This is a genomic window from Streptomyces sp. BB1-1-1 (genome assembly GCF_031597775.1).
GTDB classification, from domain to species: Bacteria; Actinomycetota; Actinomycetes; order Streptomycetales; family Streptomycetaceae; genus Streptomyces; species Streptomyces thinghirensis.
Genome location: NZ_CP134203.1, coordinates 6,685,481 through 6,700,645 on the forward strand (window position 1 = coordinate 6,685,481; position 15,165 = coordinate 6,700,645).

The following is a 15,165-nucleotide window of genomic DNA, read 5'->3' on the forward strand; positions in this document are numbered from 1 at the left end:
GCAAGGCCCCGTTGCCCGGAGCCGGCCTGATCCAAACGACACCCCCTAGGCGCCCTGGTCTAGGGCACGTGCCGGCGGGCGCGCAGGGCCAGGCTCAACGCCAGGACGGTCTGCGGGTCGTCGAGGTCGGTGCCCAGCAGCTCCCCGATCCGTGCCAGGCGGTTGTAGAGCGTCTGCCGGTTGAGGTGGAGTTCGCGAGCCGTCTCCGCCTTGCGGCCCGCGTGCGCCAGGTACGTCTGGAGGGTGGGCAGCAGGGGCGGCTTGGAGCGGTTGTCGTGGTCGCGCAGGGGACCGATCGCCCGGTCCACGAAGGCCGCGAGGTCCGGATGCTCGCGCAGCCGCCACAGCAGCAGGTCGATGTCGAGGCGCCGGGCGTCGTACCAGGGCCGGTCGGTGAGGCCCTGGGCCGCGGTCGCCGTCTCCGCCGCGTGCCTGAGACTCGCGGACGCCGCCGCCCAGCCGCCGGCCACTCCGACGACCACGACGGGCGGCTGCGCCCCCGGCGGCTGCATCCCGGCCCGCTCCACACCCGCCCGCAACGCCACCGCGACCCGGTCGGCGACCGCCGTCCGCTCCGACTCCGTGCGCAGGCCCAGCAGAAGCGGCACCCGGCCCTCCACCGGCCGTACGCCCAGCAGGACCGGCACCCCGACCGACGCCAGCTCCTCGGCGACCGCGCGAGCCAGCACCGCCCAGCCGCCACCGGCGGGGGACAAGGTGTCGCCGAGCCGCATCACCACCGGGAGCAGCGGGCCGGCGCCCGGCTTGAAGCCCAGGACGCGGGCCTGCGCCGGGGCGTCCTCCGGGGCGATCCGGCCCTCGGCGAGGTCGGTGAGGAAGTCGCCGCGCCCGCGCGCCGCGAGTTCCTCCTCCTGGCGGGCCTGCATCAGCACCACGGCGAGGATGCCGGCCGCCCGCTCGGCCGCCATCCGGTGCACCGGCGCCAGCGGGGACCGTACGGGCAGGAGAACGAGCCGGGCGCGTACCGAACCGGTGCCGGGGCCGCCGCCGGGCACGTCCACCAGGACCGAGCCCGCCGGAGGCGGGGCTTCCTTGTGCGGGCCGCGCAGCCCCTCCCACACCTGGAGCGGGTCGGCGCCCTCGGGGCCGGCGCCGGCGGCGTACAGCAGGCGGCCGTCGGTGGTCTCCAGGAAGACCGGGTTGCCGCCGAAGTCGGCCAGGATGCCGAGTACCTGGGGCACCCCGCCGCCGCCGAGGAGGGCCTCCGTGCAACGGCGGTGCACCTCTTCGGCCCGCTGGACCAGCGCGTAGTGGCCGTTGACGATCTCGGTGTGGATCTCCTCGGTGACCGTCACGAACGGCACCTCGCGGTGCAGCTGGACCAGCGGCAGTCCGGCCGCGCGGGCGGTGTCCACGAGGGCGGCGGGCAGGCGGGTGAAGCGCGGGCCGAGTTCCACTACGAGGGCCGCGATGCCGCGCTCGGCGAGGGTGCGGACGAAGGCGCGCTGCTCGGCGGGGCGGGTGCCGAGGCCGTAGCCGGTGGTGAGGAGGAGTTCGCCGCCCTTGAGGAGGGAGGCGATGTTGGGGACCTCGCCGGCGTGGACCCAGCGCACGGTGCGGTGCAGGCGGTCGGCGCCGGCGAGGATCTCCGGGAGGCCGCTGCGGAGGCCGGGGAGTTCCAGGGCGCGCTGCACGGTGATCCCCGAGGGTGGGGGTGCGCTGGGGCTGTTCATGGAGCGGACGGTACCTGGGGGTGTGGGGCGGGCACATCTTCGGTGCCTAGTGCCTTGTGCCTTTGGCGTGAGCTGTGTGAGCTGTGTGAGCTGCGTACCCGGCGTGGGTGTGGGCCGGGGTGGGTGACGCGTACCGGCGCCGGCCGGGTGCCGCTGCGCCCACCCGTGCCGCCCCAGCGGCACGACTGCCCGCAGCGGGGACGGCGGCGTACGACTGCCCGCGGCGGCGGCAGCGCGGCGGCGGGCAGTCGGTTGTGTCAGCCTCCGTACGCCCCGCTCGCCGTCAGCCTCAGTGCCGTGTCGATCAGGGGGACGTGGCTGAAGGCCTGGGGGAAGTTGCCGACCTGGCGCTGGAGGCGGGGGTCCCATTCCTCGGCCAGGAGGCCGAGGTCGTTGCGGAGGGAGAGGAGCTTCTCGAAGAGCTTCCGCGCCTCGTCCACCCGGCCGATCATCGCCAGGTCGTCGGCCATCCAGAACGAGCAGGCGAGGAAGGCGCCCTCGTCGCCGGGCAGGCCGTCGACGCCCTCGCTGCCGCCCTCCGTCGGGTAGCGCAGGATGAAGCCGTCCGACGTGGACAGCTCACGCTGGATGGCCTCGATGGTGCCGATGACCCGCTTGTCGTCCGGCGGCAGGAAGCCCATCTGCGGAATCAGCAGCAGCGAGGCGTCCAGCTCCTGGGAGCCGTAGGACTGCGTGAAGGTGTTGCGTTCCTTGTCGTAGCCCTTCTCACACACGTCCCGGTGGATGTCGTCGCGCAGCTGCTTCCAGCGCTCCAGCGGGCCGTCGGCGTCGCCGGACTCGATCAGCTTGATGGTGCGGTCGACGGCGACCCAGGCCATCACCTTGGAGTGCACGAAGTGCCGGCGCGGGCCGCGCACCTCCCAGATGCCCTCGTCCGGCTCCTGCCAGTGGTCCTCCAGGTAGCGGATCAGCTTGAGCTGGAGCAGCGAGGCGTAGTCGTTGCGGGACAGGCCCGTCATGTGGGCCAGGTGCAGGGCCTCGGTCACCTCGCCGTAGACGTCCAGCTGGAGCTGGTGGGCGGCGCCGTTGCCGACCCGGACCGGGGTGGAGTTCTCGTAACCGGGCAGCCAGTCCAGCTCCGCCTCGCCCAGCTCGCGCTCGCCGGCGATGCCGTACATGATCTGCAGGTTCTCCGGGTCGCCCGCGACCGCGCGCAGCAGCCACTCGCGCCAGGCGCGGGCCTCCTCGCGGTAGCCGGTGCGCAGCAGCGAGGAGAGGGTGATCGCCGCGTCGCGCAGCCAGGTGTAGCGGTAGTCCCAGTTGCGGACGCCGCCGATGTCCTCCGGCAGGGAGGTGGTCGGCGCGGCGACGATGCCGCCGGTGGGGGCGTAGGTGAGGGCCTTCAGTGTGATCAGGGAGCGGACCACGGCCTCCCGGTAGGGACCGTGGTACGTGCAGTGCTCGACCCAGTCGCGCCAGAAGTCCTCGGTGGCCTCCAGCGACTGCTCGGGCTCCGGCAGCGCCGGCGGCTCCTTGTGCGAGGGCTCCCAGGAGATGGTGAAGGCGATCCGCTCACCCGGCGAGACCGTGAAGTCCGCGTACGTGGTGAGCGCCTTGCCGTAGGTCTCGGCCTCTGTGTCGAACCACACGGAGTCGGGGCCCGCGACGGCCACCGTGCGGCCCTCGTGCTTGTGCACCCACGGGACGACGCGGCCGTAGCTGAACCGCATCCGCAGCTCCGAGCGCATCGGCACCCGGCCGGAGACACCCTCCACGATCCGGATCACCTGCGGCGCGCCGTCGCGCGGCGGCATGAAATCGGTCACTCGCACCGTGCCGCGCGGGGTGTCCCACTCGGATTCCAGGATCAGCGAGTCGCCGCGGTAGGTCCGCCGGGCCGCGGTGGGCGGTTCGGCGCCGGGGGCGTAGGCGGGTCCGAGCCGCCAGAAGCCGTGTTCCCCGGTGCCCAGCAGACCGGCGAAGATGGCATGCGAGTCGAAGCGGGGCAGGCACAGCCAGTCGACTGTGCCGTCCCGGCAGACCAGGGCGGCGGTCTGCATGTCTCCGATGAGTGCGTAGTCTTCGATGCGCCCGGCCACGTGCAACTCCAGTCGAACGGCCACGTCACCCCCACGAGGGGGCGGTCGCTGGTGCGGTCAAGGGGGGTTTGTCATGCGTCGTTGAGCCATGAAGCAAAGCAGCCGTTCGGCCGTGAAGCCAAACGCTGTGCCGCAAACGACAATTGTTGCTCAACGAACTGACGAGCTCTCGTTGTTCCGGCGCTGACGGGCGAGGGGTGGTGCCGTGTCGCCGGGCAGGCTCGGCAGCGAACGTCCGAGCAGGATACGTCGCACGTAGATGATCTGTGTGCCGCTCCGGGCAACCCGGGTCCGCCGAACGAGTGACCAACGGGTGAGGAAACGGTGAGCCGCGCGCCTGAGTGTCCGAGCGTGCGCGGAGGGTGGCCGGAAGCCATCGCCCCGAGGCGCTGATACGCTGGTAGCCCGTGGACCGGTGGGAGAAAAACCCCGGAACCGCAGCGACGGCGCCACCGACGACAACCCGGTACGACCGGGTCGGACGACGAGCGCACCGCACCCCAGACCGCGACCACGGGAGCCCCCCTTTGGCCATGCCGCCCGCTGCTTTTCGAAACAGCACAGCTTCGACGACCAAGCACATCTTCGTCACCGGGGGTGTCGCCTCCTCGCTCGGCAAGGGGCTGACCGCCTCCAGCCTCGGCATGCTGCTCAAGGCACGGGGTCTGCGCGTCGTGATGCAGAAGCTCGACCCGTACCTCAATGTCGACCCTGGCACGATGAACCCCTTCCAGCACGGTGAGGTGTTCGTCACCAACGACGGCGCCGAGACCGACCTGGACATCGGCCACTACGAGCGCTTCCTCGACCGCGACCTCGACGGCTCCGCCAACGTCACCACCGGCCAGGTGTACTCCACGGTGATCGCCAAGGAGCGGCGCGGCGAGTACCTGGGCGACACGGTCCAGGTCATCCCGCACATCACCAACGAGATCAAGCACCGCATCCGCCGCATGGCGACGGACGAGGTGGACGTCGTGATCACCGAGGTCGGCGGCACGGTCGGCGACATCGAGTCGCTGCCGTTCCTGGAGACCGTCCGCCAGGTGCGGCACGAGGTCGGCCGCGACAACGTCTTCGTCGTCCACATCTCGCTCCTGCCGTACATCGGCCCCTCCGGTGAGCTGAAGACGAAGCCGACCCAGCACTCGGTCGCGGCGCTGCGCAACATCGGTATCCAGCCGGACGCGATCGTGCTGCGCTGCGACCGCGAGGTGCCGACCGCGATCAAGCGCAAGATCTCCCTGATGTGCGACGTCGACGAGGCCGCCGTGGTGGCCTGCCCCGACGCCCGCTCGATCTACGACATCCCCAAGGTCATCCACACCGAGGGCCTGGACGCCTACGTCGTCCGCAAGATGGACCTGCCGTTCCGCGACGTGGACTGGACGACCTGGGACGACCTGCTCGACCGCGTCCACAACCCCGACCACGAGATCACCATGGCCCTGGTCGGCAAGTACATCGACCTGCCCGACGCCTACCTCTCGGTGACCGAGGCGCTGCGCGCGGGCGGCTTCGCCAACAAGGCCCGCGTGAAGATCAAGTGGGTCACGTCCGACGACTGCAAGACGGCGGCCGGCGCCAAGGCGCAGCTCGGTGACGTCGACGCCATCTGCATCCCGGGCGGCTTCGGCGACCGGGGCGTGCTCGGCAAGGTCGGCGCGATCCGCTACGCCCGCGAGAACAAGATCCCGCTGCTCGGCCTCTGCCTGGGCCTGCAGTGCATCGTGGTCGAGGCCGCGCGCAACCTGGCCGGCATCACGGACGCCAACTCCACCGAGTTCGACCCGGCCACCGCCCACCCGGTCATCTCCACGATGGCCGAGCAGCTGGACATCGTGGCCGGCGAGGGCGACATGGGCGGCACGATGCGGCTCGGCATGTACCCGGCCAAGCTGGCCGAGGGCTCCATCGTGCGCGAGGTCTACGACGGCAAGGAGTACGTCGAGGAGCGGCACCGCCACCGCTACGAGGTGAACAACACCTACCGCGCGGAGCTGGAGAAGAAGGCGGGCATCCTCTTCTCGGGCACCTCCCCGGACGGCAAGCTCGTCGAGTACGTCGAGTACCCGCGCGACGTGCACCCCTACCTGGTCGCCACGCAGGCGCACCCGGAGCTGCGCTCGCGCCCGACCCGCCCGCACCCGCTCTTCGCCGGGCTGGTCAAGGCCGCGGTCGAGCGGAAGACGTCGAAGTAACACACCAGTTGTACGGTGGCCGGGGCGCGCGCATTCAACGGCGCGGGCCCCGGCTTTTCGCGTACGTCTGGAAGGGCAGGTCAGGCATGACGGGCAGCACGATCAAGGACATCCCCGAGGAGTGGGAGGTCCGGGGCACCGAGACCCCCTTCCGGGGGAAGAAGACCTCCGTCCGCACGGACGACGTGGTCATGCCCGACGGCTCCGTGGTGACCCGCGACTACCAGGTCCACCCCGGCTCCGTGGCCGTCCTCGCCCTGGACGACCAGGGGCGGGCCCTGGTCATCCGGCAGTACCGGCACCCCGTGCGCGAGAAGCTGTGGGAGATTCCGGCCGGTCTGCTCGACGTCCCCGGCGAGAACCCGCTGCACGCCGCCCAGCGCGAGCTGTACGAGGAGGCGCACGTCAAGGCCGAGGACTGGCGGGTGCTGACCGACGTCTACACCACCCCCGGCGGCTGCGACGAGGCCGTGCGGATCTTCCTCGCCCGGAACCTGTCGGAGGCCGAGGGCGAGCGCTTCGAGGTCGAGGACGAAGAGGCCGACATGGAGCTGGCCCGGGTGCCCGTGGCGGACCTGGTCCGGGGCGTGCTCGCGGGCGAGCTGCACAACAACTGCCTGGTCGTGGGCGTGCTCTCGCTGGTCGCGGCGGAGCAGGGCGACGGGCTCGACGCGCTCCGCCCGGCTCAGGCGCCGTGGCCGGCGCGGCCGTTCGAGGCCTGAGAACCACTCTCTCGCCCGCCGTGGTGTGACCATCGGTTGATCCGATCGAGGGATGTGCCCGCCGCGCTCCGCAGGGAACGTAGCAGAGCGTGAACTAGGCTCTGGAAACGCCCGAACCGGGGTTCCGGCGGGCGCCGGCGTGCGGTGGGATCGGGAGTGTGGCCCGTGACGGATCAGGCGGTGGACACGGACGGCGTACGGCTGTCGGAGGACCCTGCTGAGGAGAGTCGGTTCCTGGGCCGCACCCGGGAGTTGAAGGAGCTGCGCGCCGACATCGAGCGCGCGGGCCTGGACACCCTCTCCGGCCGCAAGGCACCCCGCGCGCGCGTGCTGCTCATCGCCGGCCGGCCCGGTTCCGGCCGTACCGCGCTCGCCGAGGAGCTGGCCGCCCAGGTCGCCGACGGTTACCCCGACGGCGTGCTGCGCGCCCGGCTGAGCGAACCGGACGGCACGCGCGTGCCCGTCGGGCGGCTCGCCCGGGAACTGCTGAGCGAGCTGGACCGCCCCAACCCGCCCGGGGCCGACGAGGACGACCTCACCGAGGCGCTCCGCACCGCCCTCGCCGACCGCAAGGTCCTGCTCCTGCTCGACGACGCGGCCGACACCGAGCAGGTCGACGCCCTGCTGCCGGACACCCCGGACTGCCTGGCCGTCGTCGTCGCCGAGGGCCCGCTGACCGGCATCGCCGACGTCCGCCCGTGCACGCTGGGCGGCCTGGACACCAAGTCGGCCGTGGAGCTGCTGTCCCGGCACACCGGCTCGGTCCGCATCACCGTCGACCCCCGGGCCGCCGAACACCTGGTCGAGGTCTGCCAGGCCCAGCCCGCCGCGCTGACCCTGGCCGGCGGCTGGCTCGCCGCCCGGCCCCAGGCGGCCGTCGCCGACCTCGCCAAGCACGTGCACGCGGAGGGTGACGAGGGCACCGCCCTCAGCCGCGTCTTCCGCCTCGCCTACGCGTCCCTGCCCAGCCCCGCCGCCCGGATACTGCGCCTGCTCTCCCTCGCCCCGGCCGGCCTGGTCGACCCGCACACCGCGTCCGCGCTCGCCGGCTGCTCGGTCAACGGCGCCCGCACCACCCTGGACGACTTCGTCGCCCTCGGCGTGCTGCGGGCGGTCGACTCGCCGCTGCCCGAGTACGAGGTCCCCGGCTGCCTGCACGCCCAGCTGAAGGCCCTCGCCGAGACCCACGACCGGCCCGCCGAACTCCAGCTCGCCCGCGCCCGCATGCTGGAGCGGACGGTGCGGCTGCTCCAGTCCTGCCGGGCGGTCACCGAGACCGACAGCCCGCAGGCCCGCGAGAAGCTCCTCGGCATGCCGCGGGCCCTGCGCTTCCCCCACCCGAGGGCCGCCGCCGAGTGGCTGCGGGTCCGCCGGCCCGCCCTGCTGGCCGCGGCGCGGCTCGCGGTCGCCGACGGGGAGCTGGACACCCTCGCCCGCAGGCTGATGTCCCAGCTGGTGCGGACCATGGTGGCCCACTTCGGCACCGAGGCGGCGGCGCCCGACCTGTACGGCATCCACCGCCTCGTCCTCGACGTGGCCGAGCGCCGGGAGCTGCCCCGGGAGAAGGCGGCGGCCCTGCTGAACCTGGCCGACCTGGACGCCCGTACCGGCCGCACCGCCGAGGCCCTGGTGCGCTACCGGGCCGCGCTGGACGCCGGACGCGAGGCGAACGACCCGTACGCGACCGGCCGCGCGATGGAATCCGTAGGCGGCGCCCATCTGGAGCTCGGCGACTACGACCGGGCCGCCGACTGGTTCGGCCGGGCGCTCGCCCAGCGCCTCGCTCGGGCCGAGCGCGCCGACGCCGCCCGCGTCTACGGCCGGCTCGCCACCGCCCACACCTACGCCGGCCGCTACGGCGAGGCGCAGCGGGGCTGGCGCGCCGCGGTCGCCGGGTACCGCAAGGCGGGCGACGTGGCCGCGCACGCGCGGGCGTTGAGCGAGCTGGCCCGCGTGCAGGAGTACGCCGGACGCCCCGAGGAGTCGCTGCGCACCTGCCAGGAGGCCGTCGAGTGGGCCCGCCGGGCCGAGGACGTCCGGCTCCAGGCCGCGCTGCACCTGCGGCTGGCGGACACGCTCGACCACCTCGGCGATCCCACCGCTGCCGGCCTGCAGCGGAGCGCTGCGGATCGCATGCTGAGGGAAGATCCCGCCGAGGCCTGCGAAATCCGCAGCGCATCGTCTGAAGATTGATGCTTTGAAAGGCTGGACAGCGGGAACACCTTCATTAGACTGGCTCTGCCGCACGTTCTTGCGGTCTCTCCCGTTGTGCCCACGTGTACGCGGGTACGTGTAGAAATAGCCCAACCCTCTGAGCCAAGGACCGTGATCGACGTGAAGGTCGGTATCCCCCGCGAGGTCAAGAACAACGAGTTCCGGGTGGCCATCACCCCCGCCGGCGTGCACGAGCTGGTGCGCCACGGTCACCAGGTCGTCATCGAGCGCGAGGCCGGCGTCGGCTCCTCCATCCCGGACGCCGAGTACGTCGCCGCCGGCGCGCGGATACTCGACACCGCCGACGAGGTCTGGGCCACCGCCGACCTGGTGCTGAAGGTCAAGGAGCCCATCGCGGAGGAGTATCACCGCCTCCGCAAGGACCAGACGCTCTTCACCTACCTGCACCTGGCCGCCTCCAAGGAGTGCACGGACGCGCTCGTCGAGTCCGGCACCACCGCGATCGCCTACGAGACCGTCGAGCTGCCCAGCCGCGCGCTGCCGCTGCTGGCCCCGATGTCCGAGGTCGCGGGCCGGCTGGCCCCCCAGGTCGGCGCCTACCACCTGATGGCCCCCAACGGCGGCCGCGGTGTGCTTCCGGGTGGCGTGCCCGGCGTGACCCCGGCCAAGGCCGTCGTCATCGGCGGTGGCGTCTCCGGCTGGAACGCCACGCAGATCGCCGTCGGCATGGGCTTCGACGTGACCCTGCTCGACCGCGACATCAACAAGCTGCGCGAGGCCGACAAGATCTTCGGCACCAAGGTCAAGGCCGTCATGTCCAACTCCTTCGAGCTGGAGAAGGCCGTCGTCGACGCCGACCTGGTCATCGGCGCGGTGCTCATCCCGGGCGCCAAGGCCCCGAAGCTGGTCACCAACGAGCTGGTCTCCCGGATGAAGCCGGGCAGTGTCCTTGTCGACATCGCGATCGACCAGGGCGGCTGCTTCGAGGACTCGCACCCGACCACGCACGCCGAGCCGACCTTCAAGGTCCACAACTCGGTGTTCTACTGCGTCGCCAACATGCCGGGCGCGGTGCCGAACACCTCCACCAACGCCCTCACCAACGCCACGCTGCCCTACATCGTGGAGCTGGCGAACCGCGGCTGGGTCGAGGCGCTGCGCCGCGACCCCGCCCTCGCCAAGGGCCTCAACACGCATGACGGCAAGGTCGTCTACCGCGAGGTCGCCGAGGCGCACGGTCTGGAGTACGTCGACCCGGCCACCCTGCTCGGCTAAGTCACCAACCGGAAAAGGCGATACGTCAACAGTCGCCGTCAACCCCACACGCCCGGCCGGACCTTGCCCGACAAGGTCCGGCCGGGTGTGTGTATGGTCACTTTGCGATTCTCGGCCAACTCGCCTCGAACGTAACGCTTCAACCGATTCGCGCACCGGTGAAACCTGCTGTGCGACGGCCGTACGCCCTTGACAGAGGGATGTTTCATTGCCGACACATCGGGCCGGGTCCGGCGGATTGTGTTGCTGCGGACGCCCGACACGCCATAGAGTCGCCGAACGTCGGCATGGTGCCACGCTGACCTGTCTAGAAGTTTCCTGGTCACCAAGGAGGTAAGACGACTTGTGAATGAGTCGACATTTACTCCCGGGGGTGGTCAACCAGGAACGCCTGCACGGGCCCACGGCCCCGGGCGTCTCGAGGCTGTCGGCTCCGTCGCTGTACGCACCTTCGCAGCCCACCAGAGTCCGCAGGCAACTCAGACAGCACACATGAGTATGGATGGCCAACACGTGAACGCCATGGCCGGCAACGGAAGTGGCGCGTCCCGCAACCACTTCGCCGACTACGACGAACTGCCCGAGGGGCACTTCTACGACCCGGACGCGGAGTACGAGCCCGATCCCGAGTACGCCGCCACGCTCGCGCCCGACGCGGCCCGCCAGCGCCGTGAGCGCATCGGACCGACCGGACGCCCGCTGCCCTACTTCCCGATCCCGGGCCCGCTGACCGAGCACGGCCCCGCGAAGATCATCGCGATGTGCAACCAGAAGGGCGGCGTCGGCAAGACCACGTCGACCATCAACCTGGGTGCCGCGCTCGCCGAGTACGGGCGCCGGGTGCTGCTCGTCGACTTCGACCCGCAGGGCGCGCTCTCGGTCGGTCTCGGCGTCAACCCGATGGAGCTCGACCTCACCGTCTACAACCTGCTCATGGAGCGGGGCATGGCGGCCGACGAGGTGCTGTTGAAGACCGCGGTCCCCAACATGGACCTGCTGCCCAGCAACATCGACCTGTCGGCGGCCGAGGTGCAGTTGGTGAGCGAGGTCGCGCGCGAGTCCACGCTGCAGCGGGCGCTGAAGCCGCTGATGGACGACTACGACTACATCGTGATCGACTGCCAGCCCTCGCTCGGCCTGCTCACGGTCAACGCGCTGACGGCCGCGCACAAGGTGATCGTGCCGCTGGAGTGCGAGTTCTTCGCGCTGCGCGGTGTGGCGCTGCTGACCGAGACGATCGAGAAGGTCCAGGAGCGGCTCAACCCCGACCTGGAGCTCGACGGCATCCTCGCCACGATGTACGACTCGCGCACGGTCCACAGCCGTGAGGTGCTCGCGCGTGTCGTCGAGGCGTTCGACGATCACGTCTACCACACGGTCATCGGACGTACGGTCCGCTTCCCGGAGACCACGGTCGCCGGTGAGCCGATCACCACGTACGCCTCCAACTCCGTCGGTGCCGCCGCCTACCGCCAGCTCGCCAGGGAGGTGCTCGCCCGGTGTCACGCCGAGTGAGTCTGCCGGGGGCCGACGAACTCTTCCGTACGACAGGGGGGATGGGGCTCCAGGCGTCCTCTCCGCGGCGACCGGCCAACGGCGAGGCCCGGGTGCCGGCGCCGGCGGGGGAGAGCGACCAGGCCGCCGCCGAGGACGCACCGCAGTCGGTGCCCGCGCAGGGCGGTGACGGCGAGGGCGCGGAGCACGCCGCGGCGGACGCGGAACCGGGCTCGGCGGGCGAGTCGCGCAGCCGGGGCGCCGAGCGCTCCGCGCGGGGCTCCGTGCCGGGCGTGGGCGCGCAGGAAGGTTCTGCCGCCGCCCAGCCGCGCAAGCGTGGGCGGTCCCCCTCACGCCGCCCCAGCGGTCGTGAGCGCCACGACGAGAAGATCACCGTGTACGTCTCCGCCGAGGAGCTGATGGACCTGGAGCACGCCCGCCTGGTGCTCCGGGGCGAGCACGGACTGGCCGTCGACCGCGGCCGCATCGTCCGCGAGGCGGTCGCCGTGGTCCTCGCCGATCTGGAGACCCGCGGGGACGCCAGCATCCTCGTACGACGGCTGCGCGGGCGCTAGCGGTAGCCTGCGGGGGCCATGACCTCGAACGACGCCCCCCGCCCCGGCGCCCACGCCGGCCGTCGGCGTGCGCTGGGGCGAGGTCCGGGGGAGCGGGCGGCTCCGCCGGTTCCGCCGCTCCCCGAGACGCCCGGGGCACCAGAGCCGGTGCCGTCCGGCCCCGAGCCCGCGGTCGCGCGGGCGGCGCCCTCCGAGGAGCCGCCGCGAACCCCGGCGTCGGACGCCTCACCACGGACCGGTGCCCGGGTCGAACCGCAAGCCCTGACGGGCCCTCGTCCGCAGACCGCCCCGCAGCCGCCCGCCGCGGCGGCGGCGGCGCAGTCCACCCACGCGCTCCCCGAGGGCCCGCACGACGACGGCGGCGACGGTGTCTTCAAGGTGCGGCTCGCCAACTTCGAGGGGCCGTTCGATCTGCTCCTCCAGTTGATCTCCAGGCACAAGATGGACGTCACCGAGGTCGCGCTCTCCAAGGTGACCGACGAGTTCATGGCCCACATCAGGGCGATGGGGCCGGACTGGGACCTCGACGAGACGACCGAGTTCCTGGTGGTCGCGGCCACGCTGCTCGACCTGAAGGCGGCCCGGCTGCTGCCCGCCGCCGAGGTCGAGGACGAGGCCGACCTGGCGCTGCTGGAGGCCCGCGACCTGCTCTTCGCGCGGCTGCTGCAGTACCGCGCGTACAAACAGATCGCGGAGATCTTCAACGAACGGCTCGAGGCCGAGGCCCGCCGCTACCCCCGTACCGTCGGGCTGGAGCCCCACCACGCCGAGCTGCTGCCCGAGGTCGTCATCAGCATCGGGCCGGAGGGCTTCGCCAAGCTCGCCGTCAAGGCGATGCAGCCCAAGCCCAAGCCGCAGGTCTACGTCGAGCACATCCACGCGCCCCTGGTCAGCGTGCAGGAGCAGGCCGGGATCGTCGTCGCCCGCCTGAAGGAGCTGGGACAGGCCAGTTTCCGCCTCCTGGTCGAGGACACCGAGGACACGCTGACCGTCGTCGCCCGCTTCCTCGCCCTGCTGGAGCTGTACCGGGAGAAGGCCGTCGAGCTGGACCAGGAGACCGCGCTCGGTGACCTGCTGGTGCGCTGGACGGGCGGGAACGCGGACACCGAGCCGGTGGTGACCGACGAGTTCGACCGGCCGCCGGAGAAGACCGAGGAGGAGCGGAAGGCGTGAGTGAGGAGACCACGGAGGCCGTGGGCGGGCCGGAGGCCGTCGCCGGCCTCGAACTGGGGCCCGCCCTCGAAGCCGTCCTCATGGTCGTCGACGAGCCCGCGACCGAGGAGCACCTCGCCCGGATACTCCAGCGGCCCCGGCGGCAGATCGCCGACGCGCTGCGCGAGCTGGCCGACGAGTACACCGTCCAGGGCCGCGGCTTCGAGCTGCGCCTGATCGCGGGCGGCTGGCGCTTCTACAGCCGCCCCGAGTACGCCGCGGCCGTCGAGGGCTTCGTCCTGGACGGCCAGCACGCCCGCCTCACCCAGGCCGCGCTGGAGACCCTCGCCGTGGTCGCCTACCGCCAGCCGGTCAGCCGCGGCCGCGTCTCCGCGGTGCGCGGCGTGAACTGCGACGGCGTGATGCGCACCCTCCTCCAGCGGGGCCTGGTGGAGGAGGCGGGCACGGAACCCGAAACAGGTGCGATCCTGTACGTGACGACGAACTACTTCCTGGAGCGGATGGGCCTGCGCGGCCTGGACGAGCTCCCGGAGCTCGCGCCCTTCCTCCCGGAGGCGGCGGCGATCGAGGCCGAGACACTGGAAGGGGTCCCGTCGTTCGATCCGGACGCCCCGGATTCCGAGGACGCAGACGACAAGACGGAACTTTGATGCGAAGCAGCAGCGGCAGGAACAGCAGCGGAAACAACGGCGGGAGCCGTGGTGGCAACAGCGGCGGCCGCGGCGGGAGCAGCGGTGGCCGCGGTAACCCCCGCGGCGGGAGCAGCGGTAACCCCCGCGGCGCCGGTGGCAACCGCGACAACAAGCAGGGCGGCCGTCCGAAGAACCCGCGCCCCGAGGAGCGGCGCTACGACGTGGGTCCCGGCGCCACCCACGAGGGCCCGAAGTCGGGCCGCGGCCCGGCGGCCCGCGGCGGCGCCAAGGGCGGGCCGAAGAAGCCCCTGCAGCGGGGACGCTCGGTCCCGGCCACGTCCCGCGAGTACGAGGCACGTGCCGAGGAGCGCAACCGCGAGCGGTACGCGGGCAAGAAGGACGTCAAGCCCCCCAAGACCTTCCCCGGCGCCGAGCAGGAGGGCGAGCGGCTGCAGAAGGTCCTCGCGCGCGCGGGCTACGGCTCCCGGCGTTCCTGCGAGGAGCTGATCGAGCAGGCCCGGGTCGAGATCAACGGCGAGATCGTGCTGGAGCAGGGCAGGCGGGTCGACCCGGAGAAGGACGAGGTCAAGGTCGACGGCCTGACCGTGGCCACGCAGTCGTACCAGTTCTTCTCGCTCAACAAGCCCGCCGGTGTCGTCTCCACCATGGAGGACCCGGACGGCCGGCAGTGCCTCGGTGACTACGTCACCAACCGCGAGACCCGGCTCTTCCACGTCGGACGGCTCGACACCGAGACCGAGGGCGTGATCCTGCTCACCAACCACGGCGAGCTGGCGCACCGCCTGACCCACCCCCGGTACGGCGTGAAGAAGACCTACCTCGCGCACATCGTGGGCCCGATCCCGCGCGACCTCGGCAAGCGCCTCAAGGACGGCATCCAGCTGGAGGACGGGTACGCGCGCGCGGACCACTTCCGCGTCGTCGAGCAGACCGGCAAGAACTACCTGGTCGAGGTCACCCTCCACGAGGGCCGCAAGCACATCGTCCGCCGGATGCTCGCGGAGGCGGGCTTCCCCGTCGACAAGCTGGTGCGCACCGCCTTCGGCCCGATCACCCTGGGCGACCAGAAGTCGGGCTGGCTGCGCCGGCTGTCCAACACGGAGGTCGGGATGCTGATGCAGGAGGTCGAGCTCTAGGCGCTCA

The 15,165-nt window shown here is 71.9% G+C and carries 11 protein-coding genes; 9 read left to right on the top strand and 2 right to left on the bottom strand.

Going from position 1 to position 15,165, the window contains the following annotated elements:
* Positions 1-59: 59 nt before the first annotated feature.
* Both RI578_RS30595 and RI578_RS30600 read right to left on the bottom strand, forming a co-directional pair.
* Complete coding sequence (locus RI578_RS30595; RefSeq protein ID WP_310874085.1) at positions 60-1,694, bottom strand: PucR family transcriptional regulator; 1,635 nt, start codon at positions 1,692-1,694, stop codon at positions 60-62.
* A gap of 257 nt (positions 1,695-1,951) precedes the next feature.
* Positions 1,952-3,754 (bottom strand): glycoside hydrolase family 15 protein, encoded by a 1,803-nt coding sequence (locus RI578_RS30600; RefSeq protein WP_310875903.1) that lies wholly within the window; start codon positions 3,752-3,754, stop codon positions 1,952-1,954.
* A gap of 533 nt (positions 3,755-4,287) precedes the next feature.
* On the opposite strand from RI578_RS30600, the gene RI578_RS30605 reads away from it, so the two are divergent.
* The 9 genes from RI578_RS30605 (at position 4,288) to RI578_RS30645 (ending at position 15,158) form a co-directional block, all read left to right on the top strand.
* Positions 4,288-5,955: a CTP synthase gene (locus tag RI578_RS30605; protein WP_310874086.1), complete on the top strand. Its 1,668-nt coding sequence runs from the start codon at positions 4,288-4,290 to the stop codon at positions 5,953-5,955.
* Between the two features lie 86 nt (positions 5,956-6,041).
* A complete protein-coding gene (locus RI578_RS30610; protein WP_310874087.1) occupies positions 6,042-6,677 on the top strand; it encodes an NUDIX hydrolase in 636 nt (211 codons plus the stop codon).
* A gap of 165 nt (positions 6,678-6,842) precedes the next feature.
* Positions 6,843-8,870, top strand: coding sequence for a tetratricopeptide repeat protein (locus RI578_RS30615; protein ID WP_310874088.1), 2,028 nt, complete (start codon positions 6,843-6,845; stop codon positions 8,868-8,870).
* Between the two features lie 132 nt (positions 8,871-9,002).
* Positions 9,003-10,127, top strand: coding sequence for an alanine dehydrogenase (ald, locus tag RI578_RS30620; protein ID WP_193776156.1), 1,125 nt, complete (start codon positions 9,003-9,005; stop codon positions 10,125-10,127).
* 492 nt (positions 10,128-10,619) lie between these two features.
* On the top strand, positions 10,620-11,642 hold the full coding sequence (locus RI578_RS30625) for a ParA family protein (protein WP_079160517.1): 1,023 nt from the start codon (positions 10,620-10,622) through the stop codon (positions 11,640-11,642).
* Positions 11,639-12,196, top strand: a complete 558-nt coding sequence (locus RI578_RS30630; protein ID WP_121746128.1) for a hypothetical protein — start codon at positions 11,639-11,641, stop codon at positions 12,194-12,196. Before RI578_RS30625 ends, RI578_RS30630 begins: the two co-directional genes overlap by 4 nt.
* Positions 12,197-12,214: 18 nt before the next feature.
* On the top strand, positions 12,215-13,369 hold the full coding sequence (locus RI578_RS30635) for a segregation/condensation protein A (protein WP_310874089.1): 1,155 nt from the start codon (positions 12,215-12,217) through the stop codon (positions 13,367-13,369).
* Complete coding sequence (scpB, locus tag RI578_RS30640) at positions 13,366-14,019, top strand: SMC-Scp complex subunit ScpB (RefSeq protein ID WP_310874090.1); 654 nt, start codon at positions 13,366-13,368, stop codon at positions 14,017-14,019. The genes RI578_RS30635 and scpB overlap by 4 nt, the downstream gene beginning before the upstream one ends.
* Positions 14,019-15,158, top strand: coding sequence for a pseudouridine synthase (locus RI578_RS30645; protein WP_310874091.1), 1,140 nt, complete (start codon positions 14,019-14,021; stop codon positions 15,156-15,158). Before scpB ends, RI578_RS30645 begins: the two co-directional genes overlap by 1 nt.
* Positions 15,159-15,165: the final 7 nt, after the last annotated feature.